This is a genomic window from Asticcacaulis excentricus CB 48 (assembly GCF_000175215.2).
Lineage (GTDB): Bacteria > Pseudomonadota > Alphaproteobacteria > Caulobacterales > Caulobacteraceae > Asticcacaulis > Asticcacaulis excentricus.
The window spans coordinates 1680924-1701800 of the sequence record NC_014816.1; the positions used below are offsets into that span (position 1 = coordinate 1680924).

Below are 20877 nucleotides of genomic sequence, written 5' to 3' on the forward strand. Positions count from 1 at the left end.
AACCGTGGAACATATCAATCCCACCGTCTTCCATTTCGCCATCTTCGTGCTGGCGGTCTTTGTCGGCTATTACGTTGTTTGGTCGGTGACACCGGCCCTGCATACGCCGCTGATGGCCGTCACCAACGCCATCTCCTCGGTCATTATTGTCGGCGCGCTAATCGCGGCGGCGGCCTCCGGTTTCGGCGCAGGCACCTGGTTTGCCAAGGGCTCCGGCGCGATCGCCAGCGCGCTGGCGGCTGTCAATATCTTCGGCGGTTTCATGGTCACGCGCCGGATGCTGGCCATGTACAAGAAAAAAGAGCGTCCCGCTCAGGCTAAGAAAGAAGGGGCGCACTGATGTCTTTCGCTGATTTTTCTGCCACCGCCTATCTGGTTTCCGGCGTGCTGTTTATTCTGGCCCTGCGCGGCCTGTCGTCACCCGAAACCTCACGTCAGGGCAATCTTTACGGCATGATCGGCATGGCCGTAGCCGTCGGCGTGACGCTTCTTGGTCTTTTTATCGGTGGTGAGATAGACCCCGTAACCATCGCTCTGATTCTGGGCGGTGTGGCGGTCGGCGGCTTTGCCGGGGCGACCATTGCCAAAAAGGTCTCGATGACCTCCATGCCACAGCTTGTGGCCGCCTTCCACTCGCTAGTCGGTCTGGCCGCCTGTCTGGTCGCCGTGGGGGCCCTTTATGCGCCCGACGCCTTCCACATCGACTCCGGCCTCGGCATAAAGACGCAGTCGATCATCGAACTGAGCTTAGGTGTCGCCATTGGCGCCATCACCTTTACCGGCTCGGTCATTGCCTTTGCCAAGCTGAACGGCAACATGTCCGGTGCCCCGATCATCCTGCCGGCCCGTCACGCCCTCAATATCGGCTTAGGGCTGGCTGTCTTTGGCCTGATCGGCGTGCTAATCGCCACGGCGGGGCAGGCGCAATGGGCCTTCTGGCTGATCTTTGCCCTGTCACTGGTGCTGGGTGTGACACTGATCATCCCCATCGGCGGGGCCGACATGCCGGTCGTCGTCTCCATGCTCAACTCCTATTCAGGCTGGGCTGCGGCGGCGCTAGGCTTCACGCTGGAAAACATCGCCCTGATCATCACTGGTGCTTTGGTCGGCTCCTCCGGCGCCATCCTCAGCTACATCATGTGTAAGGGCATGAACCGCTCCTTCGTCTCGGTCATTCTGGGCGGGTTCGGTGCCGATACCTCAACGGCGGCTGCCGCTGGCAAGTTCGAAACGCGCCCGGTCAAGCAGGGCTCCGCCGATGACGCCGCCTTCATTATGAAGAACGCCTCCAAGGTCATCATCGTGCCAGGCTACGGCATGGCGGTGGCTCAGGCTCAGCACGCTCTGCGCGAAATGGCCGACAAGCTGAAAGAGGAAGGCGTTGAGGTCAAATACGCCATCCACCCTGTGGCGGGCCGGATGCCGGGCCATATGAACGTACTGCTGGCCGAAGCCAATGTCCCCTATGATGAGGTCTTCGAACTGGAAGACATCAACAGCGAATTTGCCACGGCGGATGTCGCCTTTGTCATCGGGGCCAATGACGTCACCAACCCGGCGGCCAAGACCGACCCGACATCGGCTATCTTCGGTATGCCTATCCTCGACGTCGAAAAGGCCCAAACCGTGCTGTTCGTCAAACGCGGAATGTCTTCAGGCTATGCCGGGGTCGAAAACGAACTCTTCTTCCGTGACAATACGATGATGCTCTTTGCGGACGCGAAGAAGATGGTCGAAGGGATCGTCAAGGCCCTCTGAGACCCGTCATTGCAACCACAAAAAAACCTCTCGATCCATGATGAACTGACCCCATAAAGTTGGACGGTTTATGGTCTGGCTAGGCGGTTAAGGGCTGAGTTCTGTATTGCACAGGGCTCAGCCCATTTAATTTTAGCTTGATACGGTCATTATTGTAATAGTGGATGTAGGTTTCGATGCCTTCTTGAAGGGCTTCGAAGCTGTCAAACTTTTCGAGATAGAAGAACTCAGATTTCAGGACGGCGAAGAAGCTTTCAATGGGGGCGTTGTCTAGACAGTTCCCTTTTCGTGACATGCTCTGGAGGACGTGGCTTTCCTCGAGTTTTCGTTGATATTCTGGCATCTGATAGTGCCAGCCCTGGTCGGAATGGATTGTGGGTTTCTCGTCCTTTCCCAGTTTGTTCAAGGCCTTCTCGAGCATGTTTCCGACGAGCTTAAAAACAGGATGCCTGGCAGTTTCAAAGGCGATGATTTCTCGATTGTATAGATCCATGACGGGTGAAAGATAGAGTTTTTCACCAGCTACTTTGAACTCGGTCACATCCGTCACCCATTTTTGGTTGATGCCTGGCGCATCGAACTGGCGCTGAAGAAGATCGGGCACCGTTCGTCCGACAGCCCCTTTGTAGGACTTGTATTTCTTGGATCTTACCAACGACTTCAGGCCCATTTGCCTCATCAAACGTTGAACCGTCTTGTGGTTGACGATCGTGCCCAGAAGCTTGAGCGCAGCGGTAATCCGACGATAGCCATACCGGCCTTTGTGGCGGTCGTAGACCGTCTGGATGCTCACTCTTGTCTTTTCGTGTTTATCGCCGGCAAGAAGCGCTTTCTGCTGATAATAGAAGGTACTACGAGCCAACCCTGCTAGTTTCAGTAGGCCTGCAATCGGGTATTGGCGCCTTAGCTCAAGCACTATTTGCGCTTTTTCGGCGTTCGCTTTGCTTGAACTAAGGCATCCAGTTTTTTTAGGTACGCATTCTCCATGCGTAGATAATTCAGCTCGGAAAGCAACTCTTCACGTGTGCGCTTATCATCACCTGAAGATGGCTCGGGCTCGGTGCGTCCTTGACCTGACATGGATTTGGGCCTTCCCTTGCGGCGTGGGTTCAGAGCATCGATGCCGCCAGCACGGTAACGCCTTTCCCATTCTCGAAGGCAAGCCGGATTGCGGATGTTGAAGAAGGCGGCTGTCTCCCGGCAAGCCAGCTTATTCTCCCACATGTGCTTCAGCACGGAAAGCTTGAAAGCACCGCTGTAATGACTGAACTTTTTGATGATGCCCGCCCTGCCATGAAGCCGATAAAGAGCTACCCAACTGCGCACCGTCGTGCAGTCGATGCCCAAGGGCCGACAGATCGTTTCTAAACTCGACGAACCAGCGAGATACTCGTTGATAACCGACAGCTTAAAAGCCTCGGAATATTTAGACATGGAAAACCCCAAAAGTTGGTGTCCAACTTTTGGGGTTCAGTTCATGATCGGGAGGTTTTTTAATCGGCCGATTGCGGACGAAAGCCATGTCGACGGGCCTTACGCAGGAAGCGCCGCCGCACCGGCCCTAGAACGCGATCCTTAGTCCGGGATATTACCAGTTTTTCGGTCCTCAGCATCTGATGCCAGATGATCGACAGGAACTTTGCACGTGGACGCAATAGACGGCGAACAGGCGTCAGCCACTTCGGGTGACGCCGCCATGTGCGGATAAACTGCCGCTTGGCCCAATAAGAGTTACGCAGGACGATAATCAGGCCCGCAATAGATACCGGCATACCCAATGGCCCCGGCAAGGGCGCAATGATAATCCCTAAGACAACAATGAAAAACCCGAGCGCGACCAGTGCCCCGCGCCACAGACGGCTGGCGCCATTGCGAACGTGGCCTTTGCGACGGGTTTTGGGCTTGCGGACTTGCGGCGAGGCGCTTACGAGCGCGCGCGACTTCGACGCCTTCCCAGAGGAAAGTTTGAAAAGTCCCGCCAATAAGCCCTTCGGCCCGTTCATCGTCTTGCTCCGTGGTCCTGTAGCGTCGTTCTAAACCGTTTCAGGCCCTATTCTGTCAGTAGCCCTTCAAAGCTACCATACCAAGGTTATGATATCGTAAGCTCACGCTAATAAACCCGCCGTGATCGCGATATGGGAATCGTCGCAATGTTTATAAAGAGCCTCTAAGGTCTAAATTGCGGCCCTTTGGCCTTAATTCGTTTCACGTTGGGTAAAATCCGCGACACGTGGCGTGATGAGCACAAAGCGTGTCTTTTTTATCGCAAAAAAAAGGACGGCCCCGCAGGACCGCCTCTTATTGAATGAATTCACCTTTGCCAGGTTAGGCGTATTTCTCCGCCGCCTCGCGGGTTATCCGCTCACATTCGCTCTATTCCGCCGCCTCGTCCAAATAGCTTTCCATCGGCGGGCACGAGCAGACTAGATGGCGGTCGCCATAGACATTGTCGATGCGGTTGACCGGCGACCAGTACTTATTAGTCATCGCCCCCCTGGTCGGGAAACAGGCTTCCCGACGGCTATAGACGCGGTCCCAAGTCTCGGCGGCCAGATCGAAGATCGTATGCGGCGCGTGACGCAGCGGGCTTTGTTCCGCCGTTAAGCGGCCATTGGCCACGTCGTCGATTTCGCGCTTGATGTCGATCATGGCATCGCAGAAACGATCCAGCTCGGTCTTAGCCTCGGACTCCGTCGGTTCGATCATCAGCGTCCCCGGCACTGGGAAGCTCATGGTTGGCGCGTGGAAGCCGTGGTCGATCAGGCGCTTGGCCACATCGTCGACCGTTACACCGGTGGTGTCCTTGATCGGACGCATATCGATAATGCACTCGTGCGCCACGCGGCCCTTTTCGCCGCGATAGAGCACCGGATAGTGCCCTTCGAGGCGCGCGGCGATGTAGTTGGCGTTGAGAATGGCCACCTCGGTCGCCTTGCGAAGGCCCTGATCCCCCATCAGGAGCATGTAGGCAAACGAGATCGGCAGGATCGACGCCGAACCATAGGGGGCCGCCGACACCGCCCCCGCCTCGCCCGTTTGCGGGTCGGACGGCAGAAACGGTTTCAGGTGCGCCTTGACGCCGATGGGGCCCATGCCGGGACCACCGCCGCCGTGCGGGATGCAGAAGGTCTTATGCAGGTTAAAGTGACTGACGTCAGAGCCGTAGTGCCCCGGACGCGACAGACCGACCTGCGCATTAAGGTTGGCACCGTCGAGATAGACCTGTCCGCCCGCTGCGTGGACGAGGTCGCAGATCTCCTTGATCGCCTCTTCGAAGACGCCGTGCGTGGACGGATAGGTGATCATGATAGCCGCCAGATTGGCCGCATATTGATCAACCTTGATCTTCAGATCTGCCATATCGACATTGCCGTCCTCGTCACAAGCGACCACGACTGTCTTCATGCCGACCATCTGGGCCGACGCCGGGTTGGTGCCGTGCGCCGAAGCCGGGATCAGGCAGATGTCACGGTGCGCGTCACCACGCGACAGGTGATAGCCCCGGATAGCCAAAAGACCCGCATATTCGCCCTGCGCGCCTGAATTGGGTTGCAAGGAGACCGCGTCATAGCCCGAAATGCCGCATAGGTAGGCTTCGAGCGTGTCGAACATGCGCTGATAGCCCTTCGCCTGATCCTTGGGCGCGAAGGGGTGTAGGTTTGAAAATTCCGGCCATGTAATGGGGATCATCTCAGTCGTGGCATTGAGCTTCATGGTGCACGACCCCAGCGGGATCATGGTGCGATCAAGCGCCAGATCCTTGTCTGACAGACGGCGCAGATAGCGCAGCATCTCGGTTTCCGAGCGATAGAGATGAAAGACCGGATGGGTCAGGATATCGTCTGAACGCCGCAGGGCCGCCGGGATGGCCACGTCCTCGCCCGTGCCGCCGTCCCTACCGGCGGCGAAAGCTTCGATAACGCGCGCCAGCACGGCCGGGGTGACGCTTTCATCCAGCGACACGCCGATGTGGGCGTCGTCGACGCGGCGGAAATTAATGCCGTCGGCCACCGCACGCGCGTGGACGGTCGCTGTGTCGGCTCCGGTCTTCACGGTGATGGTGTCGAAGGCCGCCGTGGTCACGACCTCAAAGCCCAGACCGCGCAGATGCGCGGCAAGGGCGTTGGTCTTTTCATGAATGGCTAAGGCAATGGCCTTCAGCCCTTCCGGACCGTGATAGACGGCGTACATGGAGGCAATGACCGCCAGAAGCACCTGAGCGGTACAGATGTTTGAGGTCGCCTTCTCACGCCGGATATGTTGCTCGCGTGTTTGTAGCGCTAGACGATAGGCCGGCTCGCCGCGGCTATCGACCGACACGCCGATCAGGCGGCCCGGCATAGAGCGTTTCAGCGCGTCCTTGACGGCCATATAGGCAGCGTGCGGGCCACCATAGCCCATCGGCACGCCGTAACGTTGCATGGAACCGATGGCGATGTCCGCGCCCAGTTCGCCCGGCGAGGTCAGCAGCGTCAAGGCCAGCGGATCGGCGGCCATCGATACGACAGCGCCCTTCGCCTTGGCAGACGCGATCACCTGACGGAAATCGCGCACCTCACCCGACGAGCCGGGATATTGCAGCAGGATGCCGAAAACCTCGACACCGATGTTGGTTTGCGGATTGCCGACGACGATTTCCCAGCCCAGCGGTTCGGCGCGTGTGCGGAGGACAGCCAGGGTCTGCGGGTGGCAGTCGGCGTCGACGAAGAAGCGATCGGCCTTGACCTTTGACGAGCGACGCGCAAGCGCCATAGCCTCGGCGGCGGCGGTCGCCTCATCGAGCAGCGAGGCATTGGCCACGTCAAGCCCGGTCAGGTCGCACAGTAGGGTCTGGAAGTTCAGCAGCGCTTCAAGACGCCCCTGACTGATTTCCGGCTGATAGGGCGTGTAGGCCGTGTACCAGGCCGGGTTTTCCAGAATATTGCGCTGAATGACGCCCGGCAGCAACGTGCCGTAATAGCCTTGCCCGATTAGCGACACGAACGGCATGTTTTCCGCCGCAATTCCGCGCAAATGCGCCAGAACCGCCTCTTCGTCCATTGCTTCGCCCACGCCCATGGGGGAGCGTTCGCGGATGGCCACGGGAATGGTCTGATCGATCAGGGCGTCGATATCGGACACCCCCAACTCTGCCAGCATGGCGGAGATTTCAGCTTCTGAGGGACCGATGTGACGGCGGACAAAGGCGCCCTGTTCGACGGGCTGATTGGACTTGGACATGACTAATCCTTGCATCCTCCCCTGCTAAGCAAGGGAGGCACGTGTTTACAGAGTCGCCAGATAGGCTTCGTAGGCTTCGCGATCCATCAGCGCGGCAAGTTGCGACGGATTGGTCAGCTTGATTTTCGCGAACCAGCCACCGGCTTCAGGCACGGCATTGACAGTTTCCGGCGCGTTGCCCAGCTCGCTATTGCCTTCGATCACTTCGCCATCGACCGGCGCATAGACGTCTGAGGCGGCCTTGACGGACTCAACGACAGCGAAGGCGTCGCCCTTGATCAGGGTCTTACCCGCTTCAGGGACTTCGACGAAGACCACATCGCCGAGCGCGTCTGCGGCATAGGCGGTAATGCCGACGAAGGCCGTGCCATCGCCCTGATCCTTGACCCACTCGTGTTCCTTGGTGAATTTCATGATGACGACCTCTTAAGCCTTTGGTTTGCGGTGATAGGAATTAGGGACAAAGGGGATGCTGACGACTTCGCAGGCATAGGACTTGCCGCGCACCTCCAGCTTCAGATGCGTACCAGGCGCCGATTGCGTGGCAGGCACATAGCCCATGGCAATCGAATAGCCGAGTGTCGGCGACGGCACGCCGGAAGTGACGATACCGATGGCCTCACCCTCAATGTTAAGAATTCTGGCCCCGTCACGGGCGGGCGGGCCTTCCAATACGCGCAGCCCCACGCGGGTGCGTTGCGGGTTGTCACGCTCCGCATAGATGCGCTCGATACCGCGGATGTCACCGCGTTCCAGACGCGACTTCGACATGCCAAAACTCAGACCCGACTCGACCACGCCGTAGGTTTCGTCCATTTCATGCCCATAAAGCGGCATCCCGGCTTCCAAGCGGAGCGAATCACGTGCGCCAAGACCGATCGGCTTCACCTGCGGAAAGGCCAGCAGCAGGTCCCACAGTTCAGCGGCGCGGGCGGCAGGGAAGCTGATTTCAAAACCGTCTTCGCCCGTGTAGCCCGACCGCGACACAAAGGCCGTCTCGCCCATCATCTCGAACGTACCGCAATCCATGAAGTACATTTCACAGGCGGCGGGGCAGACCTGCGCCATCACTTCGCTGGCGCGCGGCCCCTGCAAGGCCAGAAGCGCACGATCGGACAGGATGTTAAACGTCGTATCGCCCTTAAGGCTGTCGGCGATGATTGCAAAGTCCTGATCCTTGCAGGCGGCATTGACCACCAGAAAGAAACCATCTGTTTGCGGACGCGACACCATCCAGTCATCGAGAATGCCACCCGCTTCGTTCAGCAGTAGCGAATATTTCTGCTTACCGGGCTTCAGCGCCGCGAAATCGGTCGGTGTCAGGGCTTCGAGGGTGTAGACCGCATCCATCCCGCTCAGGCGTGCCTGCCCCATGTGCGACACGTCGAACAGACCCGCTTCGGCGCGAGTCCATTTGTGCTCAGCCATCACGCCTTCGTACTGAACGGGCATGTTGTAGCCGGCGAACGGGACCATGCGGGCACCGAGCGCGATGTGACGGTCCTCAAGCGGGGTGGATTTCAAAGCGCAATCGGTCATACGCGGCCTCAGGGTTGCAAACGTGCGGAATCGCAGATCTTTTCACTAAAAAGTCTGCCCCCGCTGTCCCTGTGACCTGAGAGATTTAGACCCGGTTCTCGGGCCGTTGCTCCGTCGGTAGGCGCATCATGGCGCCATTTTCCAGCGTGTAAAATGATCCACGGTCCTTTGGCCTGAGCGTTTCCGGGGCGGTTGCGCCTTCGGCGGCATGACAAATCATGCACTCTCCCGTGGGTCATCTCGCTTGTGCGTGAGGCGGGCCAAAGAGTCAATAGGTCGCTCGTCTCTCGACGGGCGCCACTCACAGACGGGAGTTGTAAACTGTCCCCGCCCCTTACGGCTATGCCTACACTCACCGCATCAGCTTAGGAGCCGCACATGACACCCTCTTCGCAATTCACCGAAACGGCAGCTAGCCTCAGCATTGAAGTCCGCAATTTGTTTTACGGCAGCGCGCAGGGCAAGGTCGCAATCGACGCTCTCGCATTTTTGGTGATTTTTCTCAGCGCCCTGATCTTTGGGGCCTTCGCGCTGGCTATTTATTACCGGCGACCGAGCCCTAACCGTTGTTGACCACGACCTTGAGGTGGCCCTTTTCGCGCAGTTCCGGCGGATCATAGGCTTCAGGGCGTTCAATCGCTGAGGGCGGCCCCAGTAAGCGCGTCCGGTATTTGGTCATCTGCGGCAGCAGCGACGCCTCAAGGTGCTCGCGCTCGATCTCGACCACGCGGTCTGCAAATCTAAGGATGTGCTTATTGGGATAGCGACCCGGCGGGCAGACCAGCACCAGTTCCTTCTTGGGGAAGCGTTCCTTCAGGTAGCGGGCGGTCGCTGCGTGGTCGCCATCGGCGGAAACCAAATAACAAACATCGAACAGGTTATCTTCGGCATCCGAAGCAATCGACAGGGCAAGGTTAACGTCGCCCTGCTTTTCAATGGCCAGATGCCACTGATGTCCACAAGCATTGCAGCCGTCGATGGCCGAAACGAAATGGCCTAGACGGCAGAGGACGCCGCGGGCCTGAAGTGCCCGCATGTAGTCTTCGTGGCGCTTCATTTTCGACTTGTTTTGCGGACGGAACGCGGAGCACCACACAACGCGTTTGACCACCTCGTCAGAGGGACTGATCGCCTGCGCCAGCGCCTTGAGGTCGAGCCATTTCAGATAGGGCCGCTTATAGGCATCCACCGCATGATAGAGGTTGAAGCCATCGTAATAGACAGCGGCTCGCTTGCGGAAAAAGGGTAGCCTGAACCCGCCCCCTCGACCGCGTCCCGTTACCGGTGCCGTGCCATGATTTTTGGCTTTATCTGGCTGCGACATGGACCCCGAAACGACGCAAGCGTTAACTCTCTGCTAACACTAAAGCGCATGTTTCGGCGTTTGTCAGTATCTTTCGGGTGACAGTTTTATTTTCACCCACCCGGAGAATTATTGCGGCTTGACCTTGGCGAAGCGGAAGCGCTTGCCCTGACGGTTGAAGTCCACCATTTGCGGCGTCACATCAAAACCAACCAAAACTTCGAAATTCGAACCGGCCACGGTCGAAGAGGCGCGCGGAATGACGATGTTTTCGACGCGCGTGGCCACATCTACCGTTTGCTGACCATTGAATCGTACCGGCAGGTCGAAATATTCCTTGGCCAGCACCGCCTTGTCGCGGTCAGTCACCGCCACCCAGTAGCGATAGGTGTTGGTATCGGCCGGGGCCTTCGGGCCCTTGCCCAGCGAGAAACCAATGATCATAGCGATCTCAATCGGCTCATCACCCTTATAGGCACAATCTGACGCCACACCGTTAATCTGACCGGTCCAGGTGGCGTCAGACGAGGCTTCCTTGTTATCGGCAAATTCGTGATAGCGGGCGGCTTCATAGAGCACCTTCACGTAAGGGCACGGACCATCGGCGCGACGCTTGGCCAGACGCAGGTCCTTCTGTTCCCACTCTTCTTCCTTTTTGGCGCGCTTTGACGCGTCATCTTCCGACTGATCGCGGTCACGGTCGCGATTCTGGGCCGAGGCAAGATCGGGCAGAATCGCCGCCGAAGCGACACCGGCCAGCGACAGACCAATCAGAAGCGCACGCAATTTGGAAGACATTCAGGTCTCTTGAGCTTGAAAAGGCGAAAGGGCGCTGCGAAGCGCCCCCACTTAGTAGCGTCTCGCCTGCGAATTTCAAAGAGCTAAAGAGGGATGTGGGCGACTTCATGGCGAAGCGGTGTTGTGTATGATGCACAAACTCTATGGCGCGCCGCCAAGAAAGCGCTTATCTAAGCCTTATGCCTGATGCCCTTACTCTCAAACTGGCGACCCCGCGCGGTTTCTGCGCCGGCGTCGATCGTGCCATTCAGATCGTCGAACGCGCCCTCGAACTTTACGGCGCGCCGGTCTATGTGCGCCATGAGATCGTCCATAACAAACACGTAGTGGACCGCCTGAAAGGACTGGGCGCGGTGTTCGTCAAAGAACTGGATCACTGTCCGCCAGACCGCCCCGTGGTTTTTTCGGCGCACGGCGTGCCGAAATCGGTCCCGGCCGAAGCGCAGTCGCGGCAGATGTTCTTCCTCGATGCCACCTGCCCGCTGGTATCCAAGGTGCACGTGGAGGCCGAGCGGCATCACGAGGCTGGGCGCGAAATTCTGCTGATAGGCCACGCCGGCCACCCCGAGGTCATCGGCACCATGGGACAATTGCCCGAAGGCGTGGTCAAGCTGATCGAAACGGTCGAAGATGCCCGCCACTTTCAGCCGGCAGACCCGAAAAACCTCGCCTTCGTCACCCAGACCACCCTGTCGGTCGATGACACGGCCGATATCGTCGCTGAACTGAAGGCACGCTTCCCAGACATCTCCCTACCGCACAAGGAAGACATCTGCTACGCCACCACCAACCGCCAGGAGGCGGTCAAGCGCGTGGCCGAAGACTGTGACCTCTTCCTCGTTATCGGCTCCAAAAAATCCTCTAATTCGCAGCGTCTGGTCGAGGTAGCCCTGCGTACCGGGGCCCGTAGCGCGTATCTGATCGATGATGCATCAGAGGTGGATTGGGCATGGTTCGACGGCGCGAAAACGGTGGGCGTCTCCGCCGGAGCTTCGGCACCGGAAAACCTGATCGAAGACCTGATCAAGGCCATTCACGACCGTTTTGACGTGTCAATGAGTGAAGACAATGGCGTTCGAGAAACCGTGACCTTCAAGCTGCCGCGCGTCCTGACCGAAGCGTCGGCCTGAGATGAAGAAGGTCACGATCTACACCGACGGGGCCTGTAAGGGTAATCCCGGCAAGGGCGGCTGGGGTGCCATCCTCACCTTTGGACCGCACGAGAAGGAACTATACGGGTTTGAAGCCGAGACGACCAATAACCGTATGGAGCTGATGGCCGTCATTATGGCGCTGGAGGCGCTGAAAGAACCGTGCGAAATTGATGTGCACGCCGACAGCCAGTACGTTCTCAAAGGCATCAAGGAATGGATTCACGGCTGGAAGGCGCGCGGATGGAAGACCGCCGACAAGAAGCCTGTGAAGAATGACGACCTGTGGATACGCCTCGATGCGGCCCGTCAGCGCCACAAGATTCACTGGCACTGGGTCAAGGGCCACGCAGGGCATGAGATGAACGAACGCGCCGACGGACTGGCCAACAAGGCGATCACAGAAGCGGCGGCTGCGTTTTAAAAGATCGCGGGGCTTGCGACCCCGCGTCTTTCTTTCCTTAATCGAAATCGAAAATATCCAGCATATCAAAGCCCTTCTTCTTCTTGCGATGGCCGTACTTATCGTACTCGATCTTGCGGCCGTATTTGTCGTATTCGACAGGCCGCCCGTACTTGTCCATTTGAGGCGGGCGCTGCTGGTGATAGGGCTGTTGCGGATAGGGTTGCGGCGGTTGCTGATACTGAGGTTGTTGCGGCGGCACATAAGGGGCCGGTTGCGGCGCGGGCGGCGCCACAGTCCCCCCGGCGGCCAGCGACAGCAGCTTTTCCAGTTCCCCGCGATCCAGCCAGACACCACGACACTGGGTGCACACGTCGATCAGTATGCCCTCCTTCAAAACCTCACGGAAGTCACCCCGGCAAACGGGACACTGAAGGGCAGACATGATTTCTCTCCTGTAAAAGATCGTACAAAGAAGACATTGGCCCATAATGGACGCGCTTCAAGAGCACCCGCCCAACGCAATCGGTTCCACAACGCTTAATTTCCAAATTTGTAGTTCAGCGCCAGCTTTACCGCCCGACCGTAATAAAATTGCTCAGCCTGTGTAAGGTAGCGCGCCGTTACTGTACGGGACTCGTTGGATTGAGCGCCCACAAGATTGGAGCCGGTCGCCACAAGGGTCAGCTTCTTGTTCAGCGGATGCGACCAACTGATTTCCGTGCCCCAGTTGACACCTGAACGCGACTGCAAGCCACGGTTTTGCGACAAGAACACCGTAAACTGGTACTGGTCACCGCTCAGGCCGGCACGCTTCGGGCCATCATATTGCAGCATCGGCTTGATTATCCAGAAGGTCGCCTCGCGCGGCCCTCCCGACTCTATAGCTTCTGAACGGTTGCGGGTGAAGCTGGCGCTCCCGCTCTGGCTCCAGCGCCCCTTGCCGGGCAGACGTTTGACCGGAAAGCGCCAGTTGACATCGAAGCCGGCATACTGGGTCTGGCCGCGATTGACCGGTCGCGACAGGATGACCTCGCTGTCGATCAGGGTATTGACGTTTTCGATGGCATTGCTGGCTTCGCGCATGAATACGTTTGCGCCCCAAGACGAGTCCTTGTGCTCCCAATCATAGCTGGCCTCCAGCGAATTGACGAGGACGAGTGCCAGATCGGGATTGCCGCTTTGCGCCCAGGTCAGCGACCCGCGCAGAATTTGCGCATCATATTGCCCCAGATTGATGGGATCGAGGCGGCGGCTATAGCTGAAGCGTATCTTGGCATCTTCGCCCCAGGCGCGGCTAAGGTGCAGGGAGGGGAACCATTCCGTCTCACCGCCCCGACTTCCGGCAATATCGCGGCGACGGTCTTCAACGCGAAGCCCCGGCATGGCTGTCCACTTGCCGGTCAGGGGCCATTGCAGGGTCACATAGGCCGCCGCCGTGGTTTCGCGACCGGCAAAGCGGCTGTCATAGTCGATCAGACCTGGCATATCGCTGTCGAGAGATCGCGCCATATCCAGGCTTTGCCTCTGCCAGTCGAAACCGGCACTGAGCAGCTTATTGTCTCCCAGCGGCTTCTCGTAATCGGCCTTGATCTCCTGCCCGTGATCGCGCTGAATATCGCTGACCTGATTGGTGCCCGCGCTAGCGCCCCTGTACTCATATAAAGTGGAGTCGCGCGTATGGTTCAGTTCGTCGCTCACCTCGACCGTCAGCCGTTCCCCTTTCTCGTCGGCAAAGGTGTAGTTCAACTCGTAAGCCCACAGGCGCAGGAACCACGGCTCATAGGCGCGTTCGCGCGTCATCCCGTCGGCGCTGTCGTCATAGGCTGTCAGAGTATTGCCGGTCCAGCTGGCCTCACTTTGCCGGACCTTCAGCTTCAGCGAACTGCGCGGCCCCAGCTTGTATCCCCCGCGCAAGCCGATATTGCGCCATTGGTTGTCGCCGATATTGATGCCTTCTTCGCGCAGACGGCCCGTCACCTGACCTTGGGCATTGATGTACTCACGCGTGGAAAACGAGCGATTTTTTGCCGGACCGCCATTGGCGGATAGGCTAAGACCCCACGACCATGGCCCCTTCCCGTCGTCATAGCTGAGATTGCCCCCATAGCGATCACGCGAATGCGCCCAGACCGAGGCCGACCCTCTGCGCACGACCTTACCGCGTGGCTTTTTGGTGATGATATTGATAATGCCCTTGCTCGTAGCAGCTGCATACTGGGCCGATGGGTTAGTAATGACCTCAATACGCTCAATCTCCGAAGCCGGGAGCATGCGCAACACCTGCTTGCCCTCCGCCGGTGGCTTGCCATCGACCCAGATGGTCACACCGGTATCGCCGCGCAGAAGGACCTTGTCATCGGGGGAGACGGTGACCGAGGGCACTTTGGACAACACATCGCTCAGTTGGCCCGTGGTCGCCTGCGGGTCCGTCTTGATGTCATAGACGCGACGGTCGATGCGCGTGCCGGCGCTTTTGCTCGCCGTGACGGTGATTTCTTCAATGGCTTCGCTGGATTTGGCGTCTTTTTCAGAGGTCGCGGGTGCCGCCTGAGCGGTTTGGGGGCCCTCCTGCGCCTGAACCGCCGTCGTCAGCGCCAATCCCGCCAGCAGCCCGACGGCTGACATTACATGCCCCAAGCGTCTCTTCATCGAGCCCCCCAAACTGTCGGTATCCCCTCATCCCAAGGACACACGCAATCAAGGCGAGATTCCGGCAGATCCAATCTCAAATACACACGAGCGCGTGATCAGAGAGGTATGAGACCCTTAGCAAATCTGTGGGCGTTCCACACATAGTGATCCGCCGAGAGTGTGAGCCGGGCAATCTGGTCTTCAGTCAGTTCGCGCGCCACCCGCGCCGGAGACCCGATCAGCAGCACGCCGTCCGGGAAGACCTTACCCTCCGGCACCAGCGCCCCGGCCCCTACGATCGAGTTTTTTCCGATAACTGCGCGATTGAGTACCACGGCATTGATGCCGATCAGACTGTTGTCGCCGACCGTGCAGCCGTGCAGCATGGCCTTGTGCCCGATCGTCACGCCCTCCCCGATAGTCAGGGGCGATCCGGGATCAGAATGCAGGACCGATCCATCCTGAATATTGCTGCGCGCCGCAACCGTCATGGGCTCATTATCGGCGCGCAGCACGGCGTTGAACCACACGCTGGCGCTGGCCCCCAGACGCACATCACCGATTACCTGCGCCGAAGGGGCAATCCATACCCCTTCGCCCAGTGTTGGCGCGACGCCGTCCAAAGCAAAAAGACTCATCACAGCCTCTTGGTCAGATTGTTTCCTTACGCTTATGAGCGTGAGATACGGCCTGTGGCAAGCCTTGGGCGGTCGTCGCGTGAAATTCCATTGTTTCGCGTATGCACAAAAGTTTTCCACAACCCATTTAAGAACTCGGTAAGCATTCTGCCGGAATCTGGTACTGTTCTTAAGGGGGGAATCACCAGAGCCCCCCAACAGGACCCGGCGACATCCGGCCCGTTACCTTTCAAGAGGTTTTCAGTGGCTCACAGGTACGTGTTTGCACCCGAAAATGTCCCCCCGCCCCCGGCGGTGCGGCCCCAAGGATGCGACACACCCGGACGCGCCCGCCTTTCCTCCCCTGACGCATATGCGAAGACGAACCCTTACACGGTTTCGTCTTTTTTTGTGCCTCAAATCCCGCTCTTGCTGACGCGCACTGACCGGACGCCTGCGCTGCGATCCGGCTGGCGCTCTTTTCTAAGGAGGCTGTCATGACCAAGCGTTCCACCAAGCGTTTTCTGCGCGAAGGTACTCTCGATGCCGAAGAATATGCCCGCGACACTAAGGTGCGCCGCATTTCCGTGCATCACGCCGCCTGGTCACCGGTCGCTCCGGCCAACGAAGAAAGGGACCAGAGCTACGTTAAAACCATTAAGGCCAAGTCCGACGGACAGGCACAGCTTCTGACCGCCATTGACGAGAAAAACCTCGTTCTGGCCCTGGGGCCCGCGGGGACCGGCAAAACCTACCTCGCTATTGCCAAGGCCGTTGAGGCGCTTGAAGCCGGGAAGGTCGGCCGCATCGTCCTCTCGCGCCCGGCGGTCGAGGCCGGGGAGTCAATTGGCTTCCTGCCCGGCGATATGGAGGACAAGCTCGCCCCCTATCTACGCCCGCTGTACGACGCCCTTACCGATCGCCTCAGCATGAAGCGCGTAAAGGCGCTGATGCAAGAAGGCCTGATCGAAATTGCGCCTGTCGGTTACATGCGCGGCCGCACGCTGAACAACGCCTTTGTGGTTATCGACGAAGCGCAGAACTGCACCTACACACAGCTCAAAATGCTGCTGACGCGGCTGGGCTGGAATTCGACCATGATCGTCACCGGTGATCCGAACCAATCGGACCTCCTGCCTGGCCTGTCGGGTCTGGCCGATGTGGCGGCTAAGTTCGAAGCACTCGACACCGTCGCAGTAGTGCAGTTGAAGGACAAGGACATCGTCCGGCACCCGCTGGTCGCACAGATGCTCGGCGTTTTGTAGGTCCAGACGATTTTGGATGGAAGGGGCGGGGTGTATCCCCGCCCTTTTTCTCAGAATTGCGAAAAAAGGCTACAGCACCAGCGGACGATAGGCCGTCGGCGTCACGCTAAAATCGGCGCGAAGGGCCTGCCGGCGCGGCGTGTCGGAAAAGCCGATATGCACCCATGTCCCCTCATAGATCAACTGATCGAAGACGATATCGCTGGCCATGATCTTGCGGCAGATATCGAGAGGCGTGCCAAAGCGCTGCGACACAAAATCCACCGCCCGGCCAATCATGTGGGCGCTGGTCTTCGAGCCGCCAATTTTCGCATTGAGTGCCGGACCGCGATAGCCACTGCGCACAGTTATGGGCTGCCCGAGAAGCGCGCGCACCTTGTCCATGCGCTGCGCCGTGTCCTTGAGATTATTCAGATGCTCAGGTGTCGGCATGTTTTCTATACCGTTGCGCTCAGCGATGTCCGATTGGGTCAGTTCTTCGAGCGTGAAATACTGGCTGAGCGGCGTATAGCCGGGATAGCTGGGCGGCAGGACCGGCTCCGGCCACACCTGTTTGGCGCGTTCATACAGCGCCTTACGATGATCAAGGCCGTTGGTACCTCCATTGATGATGCGTGTAATGCCTACAAGATCATCGGCATCGGCTAGGGCATTGAGGTTTTTGGCGCGCCAAAAGGCCCCGGAGGCGCGCGCCGCCGTCTCGGCCTCTTCCAGCTTTTGCGGCTGCTCGACCAACGGCAAGCCCGTCAGTTCGCCGTAGCGCTTATAATTGGCCCGCCCGGTAATCATAATAAAACCGCGCCCGATATAGCGAAAGCCGTCGCCGGGTTCGACATTGCCCAATTCCGGACGGTTGCCATAGATGGCTTCGGCAATGGCCGCCTTGCCCTCATTGACCAGTCGCTGGGCATTCTCCAGAGAGCCGACGCGCTTAGGGAAGGTCTTGTAAAGACCCTGGGCGCTGTAGTTCAGGTTTTCGACCAGTGCGCGGAAGTTATCGCACTCATGCGACAGTTGCGCCATGAAGTGCGCTACCCGCCGCGGCGTGTCGATGCCGTATTCGTCCCGCGCGGCTTCTAGTGCCGGAGCATAGACGGATATTCGCGTTGCATTGGCCTGCGGCGACAGGGCTTTGAGCGTGTCCGCCGTAATCATCAGTAATCCCTCGGCCGCAGCGACGGATCGGGCAAGGCGTCGTCGGCCTCGACCACCTGAGCCGGAACCGCTGCCAGCGCCGGGGCGACCGCGGTTGTGGTCACGGCAGATGAAGTCGGCAGGGTGATGACGCGCATTGACGTCTCATCCGCGAAAGGCTGGAGCGGCGTGAAGGTCGAAGCCGGCGGTGGCGCGCCCCCTTTGAAGGTCGAGCGCACCGTCATCAGCTTGCTCAGCACGTCGAACCAGAAGGGCGCGCCCAGCGTCACGGCAAAGGCCGTCATCACCCAGCCTGAAATCAGCGCCACCATCGGCAGCACATTAAACAGCGCGTTGTCGCCGAGCGTCGGCGTCCCGTTATAGGCGTTGGTCGTGATTTCGACCGTGCGCCCAACGGCGAGCTGCGCATTGTGCAACCACTGATCCGGACGATCGAGCCGGAAATCCGGCGCGGGTGTCCGGGGTTCCTTGCTGGGCGGACATTTGCGGTTATCGTGCAGCGGCGTGTCGTTGCCGCAAAAGCGGAACAGGTGCTGCATACTGTCCATGGTGGTGGCGTTCCACCCCAAAGGCAGGCCCAGGCGGCTCAACGGGTTATCCAGACTGGCCGTCGCCTCCACGCCCTTTGCGGCGGTGTCGGTATAGTATTGCTGGGCCGAGGCCTCAACCGCCTTGCGGAGGCTGGGCGAGCGATAGAGCGTATCGGCAATCACCACCGTGTTGACGTTCATCACCACGCAGGCGACGAGGCTGAACCAAAACAGGATGGTTTGGGTTTCATGGCGATACCAGCCAGACACCCGGTCCATGGTGGCATTGAACCACTGTTCGAGAAAAGCGCGCGCCTTGTTCATATCGCCATCGCCGGTATTGACTGCCAGTTGCACCACCTTGGCCAGACGCGGATTATTGAGGTTATGGGTAGCGTTCAGCACGGCTTGGGGGTCGAGACGTCCGGATTGGGTCTGGCCGCCCTTTTCCCCGATCATGTCCAGTACGACAAAGGCAAAATGCTCCGCCGGTATATAGGAAGGCAGCTTGCGTCCCTCAAAAAAACGGCGACGCGGCGGCGGCTTATACTGGCCGCGATAGAGCGTCATGATCAGCGGGTGGTTATAAAACCCTTCGAGAAATTCAAAACCGTGCAGCTTTTCGCCTGATTTACGGTCAAAGCGCAGGGAATGGCCCTTGGGCAAGTTGCACAGAAGCTCGATGAGGCCGCGCTCCAGATTGCGCGACCGACTTTTAAAAAAGCCCTCCAGGGCTTCGCGCGCCGTCGTCGCCAGCACGCTCATCAGCAGGTAGATGAACACCAGCCCAGCGGCGACATCGATGGATTCCGGCAGCAGCATGTCCCCACCCCACCCGTTCATGTAAATTTTTATAAAAAAACAAACAGCCGGGGAATGACGTTAACCAAAATTAACGAAAGCGCAATCACCAAATCGTGACACTTCCCTCAGGGTGGAGAGTGGCGCATTCAGGTCACAGACAATGGCGCGAAAGACGGCCTATTCCGGCCGTTCGAGCGCACTCAACTTTTCGCGGCCTTCGGGGCTGACCGCCAGACCGTCTGCAACGGTTTTGGCCGTCGCGACGGCTCCACGCGGCGACATCATCGCGGCCGCTTTCATAGACGCGTGCGTAATGCCCGCCAGCCGCGCCACTGCCATCTGACGATAGCTGTCAAAGCCCTGCACCATGCAGGCACCGGCGGCCTGTTTGGCCGCAGCCGCCAGCTGCCCCAGATATTCGCTGAGCGCGTCGTCATCGCGTTTAACGCCATCATATTCAATGCACACGCCCGACAGGCCGCACTTGGCCAGAGCCGAGATGACCTTGCGGTCCGAAGAGACGTGCCCCACCACCGTCATGCAGAAGGGCTTGATCAGCGACACAATTTCGAGAACGCGATGGGGCGGCACCCCGTCCAGACCACGCACCTCAAACAGAACTTTCAGCCCCATCTCATTGGCGGCCTTTGCCACTTCGTGAGTGATCTTCTGACGCGCGCGTTGGGAGGCGAAGGTGGAAAAGGCCGCGGGCACGACCATCAGCATCTTGCGCTGATCGGGCTCACGCATGCGCAGAATTTTCAGGCCCTGCTCGATATTGGTGATATCGACCAGTTCACGCAGACCCCAGTCCATATTGGCCAGTGCCTTGCGATCCAACAGGGTGTTGTCAGACGCCTCTACTACCAGTGGCTCCAGACGGTGACCGATCATCACCATCTTCTTCATCTCGAACAGGGGCTCGTTGGACGATGCGATGCGCAGGGTGCGATTGGCCAGAGTTACGGTGGCCGCCACCATCATCGGACGCTGGATATTGGTCATTTGCGGCCCCTGACCGGGTGTGCGAACGGCCTCACCCGTGGATTCGCCCGTGATCGGTTTTACGCGCTCAGGCCCGGCTTCCGGGCGGTCGAACCAGGTCTTAAGGTCAATCGGATTGAGTAAAAAGCGGTCCACATCCTCGACCTGAACCTCATAAAGAGGCACCGGCACTTCGGAAACGTCACCGACAAAGAAATTCCCCAGGTCACGCCACATCTCAGTCACCGACAAGGCCCCGCGCCGCGATCCTTCTGTTGGGATAATGGCCAGCCAGGCGTCGTCATTTATGCGCAAGCACCAGTTCGGCTCCTGAAACCGGCGCTCAAACCCAGTCTTGAGATGTTCGTAAACCAGTTCGCTCTTAACGTCCCATTTGGACCCCAGCCGCACGATCAGAGCATCAAGTTTGAGCAGGAAGGCATGGCCCCGCGCACTGACACGGGTTTCGCGCAGGCGCTCGATGATCATCACCGCGTCCTCACGCTCGAGCACAAGCCGTTCAGGCTCCGCTGCGCTACCCTGCCCTGTCGAAAGGATGTCTTGAGACATGCCGCTGACACCAGCCTTAATTACAACACCATCCCCCTCAGCCTACGGATGCAGCGTTGAAACAACATTAACGCACATGTCAAAAATGCAGCGTACGGGCCTGAGGAGAGAAAGGGCCCTCCGAACGAAAGAGTTAAACAAGTCTT

At 58.8% G+C, this 20877-nt stretch carries 19 protein-coding genes and 1 riboswitch; of the genes, 6 read left to right on the top strand and 13 right to left on the bottom strand.

The features are described from left to right. Positions 1-4 precede the first annotated feature (4 nt). On the top strand, positions 5-340 hold the full coding sequence (locus ASTEX_RS07735; protein WP_013479054.1) for an NAD(P) transhydrogenase subunit alpha part 2: 336 nt from the start codon (positions 5-7) through the stop codon (positions 338-340). Then, positions 340-1758 carry an NAD(P)(+) transhydrogenase (Re/Si-specific) subunit beta gene (locus ASTEX_RS07740; RefSeq protein ID WP_013479055.1) on the top strand — a complete coding sequence of 473 codons (1419 nt, stop codon included), beginning with the start codon at positions 340-342 and terminating at the stop codon, positions 1756-1758. The genes ASTEX_RS07735 and ASTEX_RS07740 overlap by 1 nt, the downstream gene beginning before the upstream one ends. A 79-nt stretch (positions 1759-1837) precedes the next feature. On the opposite strand, the gene ASTEX_RS19880 is transcribed toward ASTEX_RS07740, so the two are convergent. From ASTEX_RS19880 to gcvT, 5 genes are all read right to left on the bottom strand, one after another. Further along, positions 1838-3192, bottom strand: a protein-coding gene (locus tag ASTEX_RS19880; protein WP_085930436.1) for an IS3 family transposase whose coding sequence is annotated in 2 segments (ribosomal slippage) — positions 1838-2721 and positions 2721-3192 — 1356 coding nt in all. Because the reading frame shifts where the segments join, the coding sequence is not laid out codon by codon here. A gap of 59 nt (positions 3193-3251) precedes the next feature. Further along, the gene (locus tag ASTEX_RS07755) at positions 3252-3761 is read right to left on the bottom strand and encodes a PGPGW domain-containing protein (protein ID WP_013479056.1); all 510 of its coding nucleotides are present in this window, start codon (positions 3759-3761) and stop codon (positions 3252-3254) included. 370 nt (positions 3762-4131) lie between these two features. Then, positions 4132-6978: an aminomethyl-transferring glycine dehydrogenase gene (gcvP, locus tag ASTEX_RS07760; protein WP_013479057.1), complete on the bottom strand. Its 2847-nt coding sequence runs from the start codon at positions 6976-6978 to the stop codon at positions 4132-4134. Between the two features lie 45 nt (positions 6979-7023). Further along, positions 7024-7392 carry a glycine cleavage system protein GcvH gene (gcvH, locus tag ASTEX_RS07765; protein ID WP_013479058.1) on the bottom strand — a complete coding sequence of 123 codons (369 nt, stop codon included), beginning with the start codon at positions 7390-7392 and terminating at the stop codon, positions 7024-7026. A gap of 12 nt (positions 7393-7404) precedes the next feature. Further along, positions 7405-8517 (bottom strand): glycine cleavage system aminomethyltransferase GcvT, encoded by a 1113-nt coding sequence (gcvT, locus tag ASTEX_RS07770; RefSeq protein ID WP_013479059.1) that lies wholly within the window; start codon positions 8515-8517, stop codon positions 7405-7407. Between the two features lie 151 nt (positions 8518-8668). Continuing rightward, a riboswitch (glycine riboswitch) is annotated at positions 8669-8758 on the bottom strand. 137 nt (positions 8759-8895) lie between these two features. Here gcvT and ASTEX_RS07775 point away from each other — a divergent pair. Continuing rightward, entirely contained in the window at positions 8896-9090 is a 195-nt protein-coding gene (locus ASTEX_RS07775) for a hypothetical protein (RefSeq protein WP_013479060.1), read from the top strand. On the opposite strand, the gene ASTEX_RS07780 is transcribed toward ASTEX_RS07775, so the two are convergent. Continuing rightward, the gene (locus tag ASTEX_RS07780) at positions 9077-9841 is read right to left on the bottom strand and encodes an NYN domain-containing protein (RefSeq protein WP_013479061.1); all 765 of its coding nucleotides are present in this window, start codon (positions 9839-9841) and stop codon (positions 9077-9079) included. The genes ASTEX_RS07775 and ASTEX_RS07780 overlap by 14 nt on opposite strands. 108 nt (positions 9842-9949) lie before the next feature. Next, positions 9950-10618, bottom strand: a complete 669-nt coding sequence (locus ASTEX_RS07785; RefSeq protein ID WP_013479062.1) for a hypothetical protein — start codon at positions 10616-10618, stop codon at positions 9950-9952. A gap of 179 nt (positions 10619-10797) precedes the next feature. Here ASTEX_RS07785 and ispH point away from each other — a divergent pair, with 179 nt between their 5' ends. Further along, positions 10798-11748 (top strand): 4-hydroxy-3-methylbut-2-enyl diphosphate reductase, encoded by a 951-nt coding sequence (gene ispH, locus ASTEX_RS07790; RefSeq protein WP_041659089.1) that lies wholly within the window; start codon positions 10798-10800, stop codon positions 11746-11748. 1 nt (position 11749) lies between these two features. Continuing rightward, complete coding sequence (gene rnhA, locus ASTEX_RS07795) at positions 11750-12193, top strand: ribonuclease HI (protein ID WP_013479064.1); 444 nt, start codon at positions 11750-11752, stop codon at positions 12191-12193. A gap of 37 nt (positions 12194-12230) precedes the next feature. On the opposite strand, the gene ASTEX_RS07800 is transcribed toward rnhA, so the two are convergent. The 3 genes from ASTEX_RS07800 to ASTEX_RS07810 all read right to left on the bottom strand — a co-directional run bounded on the left by ASTEX_RS07800 (position 12231) and on the right by ASTEX_RS07810 (position 15444). Next, positions 12231-12617: a TFIIB-type zinc ribbon-containing protein gene (locus ASTEX_RS07800; protein WP_013479065.1), complete on the bottom strand. Its 387-nt coding sequence runs from the start codon at positions 12615-12617 to the stop codon at positions 12231-12233. Positions 12618-12712: 95 nt separating this feature from the next. Further along, the gene (locus ASTEX_RS07805; RefSeq protein WP_041658600.1) at positions 12713-14800 is read right to left on the bottom strand and encodes a TonB-dependent receptor; all 2088 of its coding nucleotides are present in this window, start codon (positions 14798-14800) and stop codon (positions 12713-12715) included. A 122-nt stretch (positions 14801-14922) separates the two neighbouring features. Next, the gene (locus ASTEX_RS07810; protein ID WP_013479067.1) at positions 14923-15444 is read right to left on the bottom strand and encodes a gamma carbonic anhydrase family protein; all 522 of its coding nucleotides are present in this window, start codon (positions 15442-15444) and stop codon (positions 14923-14925) included. Between the two features lie 449 nt (positions 15445-15893). Between ASTEX_RS07810 and ASTEX_RS07815 the strand changes: the two genes are divergently transcribed. Next, positions 15894-16688 (top strand): PhoH family protein, encoded by a 795-nt coding sequence (locus ASTEX_RS07815; RefSeq protein ID WP_280959870.1) that lies wholly within the window; start codon positions 15894-15896, stop codon positions 16686-16688. A gap of 69 nt (positions 16689-16757) precedes the next feature. On the opposite strand, the gene ASTEX_RS19885 is transcribed toward ASTEX_RS07815, so the two are convergent. The 3 genes from ASTEX_RS19885 to ASTEX_RS07835 form a co-directional block, all read right to left on the bottom strand. Continuing rightward, a complete protein-coding gene (locus ASTEX_RS19885; RefSeq protein WP_013479069.1) occupies positions 16758-17843 on the bottom strand; it encodes a D-Ala-D-Ala carboxypeptidase family metallohydrolase in 1086 nt (361 codons plus the stop codon). Beyond that, positions 17843-19216 (bottom strand): hypothetical protein, encoded by a 1374-nt coding sequence (locus ASTEX_RS07830; protein ID WP_144004634.1) that lies wholly within the window; start codon positions 19214-19216, stop codon positions 17843-17845. The genes ASTEX_RS19885 and ASTEX_RS07830 overlap by 1 nt, the downstream gene beginning before the upstream one ends. A 138-nt stretch (positions 19217-19354) precedes the next feature. Further along, positions 19355-20731, bottom strand: coding sequence for a hypothetical protein (locus tag ASTEX_RS07835; protein WP_049781639.1), 1377 nt, complete (start codon positions 20729-20731; stop codon positions 19355-19357). Between the last annotated feature and the right edge of the window lie 146 nt (positions 20732-20877).

Bases quoted from the DNA above. Each gene is read 5' to 3' on its own strand.
- ASTEX_RS07830 (WP_144004634.1), bottom strand. From the start codon at position 19,216: ATGAACGGGTGGGGTGGGGACATGCTGCTGCCGGAATCCATCGATGTC.
- ispH (WP_041659089.1), top strand. From the start codon at position 10,798: ATGCCTGATGCCCTTACTCTCAAACTGGCGACCCCGCGCGGTTTCTGC.
- rnhA (WP_013479064.1), top strand. From the start codon at position 11,750: ATGAAGAAGGTCACGATCTACACCGACGGGGCCTGTAAGGGTAATCCC.
- ASTEX_RS07755 (WP_013479056.1), bottom strand. From the start codon at position 3,761: ATGAACGGGCCGAAGGGCTTATTGGCGGGACTTTTCAAACTTTCCTCT.
- ASTEX_RS07780 (WP_013479061.1), bottom strand. From the start codon at position 9,841: ATGTCGCAGCCAGATAAAGCCAAAAATCATGGCACGGCACCGGTAACG.
- ASTEX_RS07775 (WP_013479060.1), top strand. From the start codon at position 8,896: ATGACACCCTCTTCGCAATTCACCGAAACGGCAGCTAGCCTCAGCATT.
- ASTEX_RS07810 (WP_013479067.1), bottom strand. From the start codon at position 15,444: ATGAGTCTTTTTGCTTTGGACGGCGTCGCGCCAACACTGGGCGAAGGG.
- ASTEX_RS07835 (WP_049781639.1), bottom strand. From the start codon at position 20,731: ATGTCTCAAGACATCCTTTCGACAGGGCAGGGTAGCGCAGCGGAGCCT.
- ASTEX_RS07805 (WP_041658600.1), bottom strand. From the start codon at position 14,800: ATGTCAGCCGTCGGGCTGCTGGCGGGATTGGCGCTGACGACGGCGGTT.
- gcvT (WP_013479059.1), bottom strand. From the start codon at position 8,517: ATGACCGATTGCGCTTTGAAATCCACCCCGCTTGAGGACCGTCACATC.
- gcvP (WP_013479057.1), bottom strand. From the start codon at position 6,978: ATGTCCAAGTCCAATCAGCCCGTCGAACAGGGCGCCTTTGTCCGCCGT.
- gcvH (WP_013479058.1), bottom strand. From the start codon at position 7,392: ATGAAATTCACCAAGGAACACGAGTGGGTCAAGGATCAGGGCGATGGC.
- ASTEX_RS19885 (WP_013479069.1), bottom strand. From the start codon at position 17,843: ATGATTACGGCGGACACGCTCAAAGCCCTGTCGCCGCAGGCCAATGCA.
- ASTEX_RS07740 (WP_013479055.1), top strand. From the start codon at position 340: ATGTCTTTCGCTGATTTTTCTGCCACCGCCTATCTGGTTTCCGGCGTG.
- ASTEX_RS07800 (WP_013479065.1), bottom strand. From the start codon at position 12,617: ATGTCTGCCCTTCAGTGTCCCGTTTGCCGGGGTGACTTCCGTGAGGTT.
- ASTEX_RS07785 (WP_013479062.1), bottom strand. From the start codon at position 10,618: ATGTCTTCCAAATTGCGTGCGCTTCTGATTGGTCTGTCGCTGGCCGGT.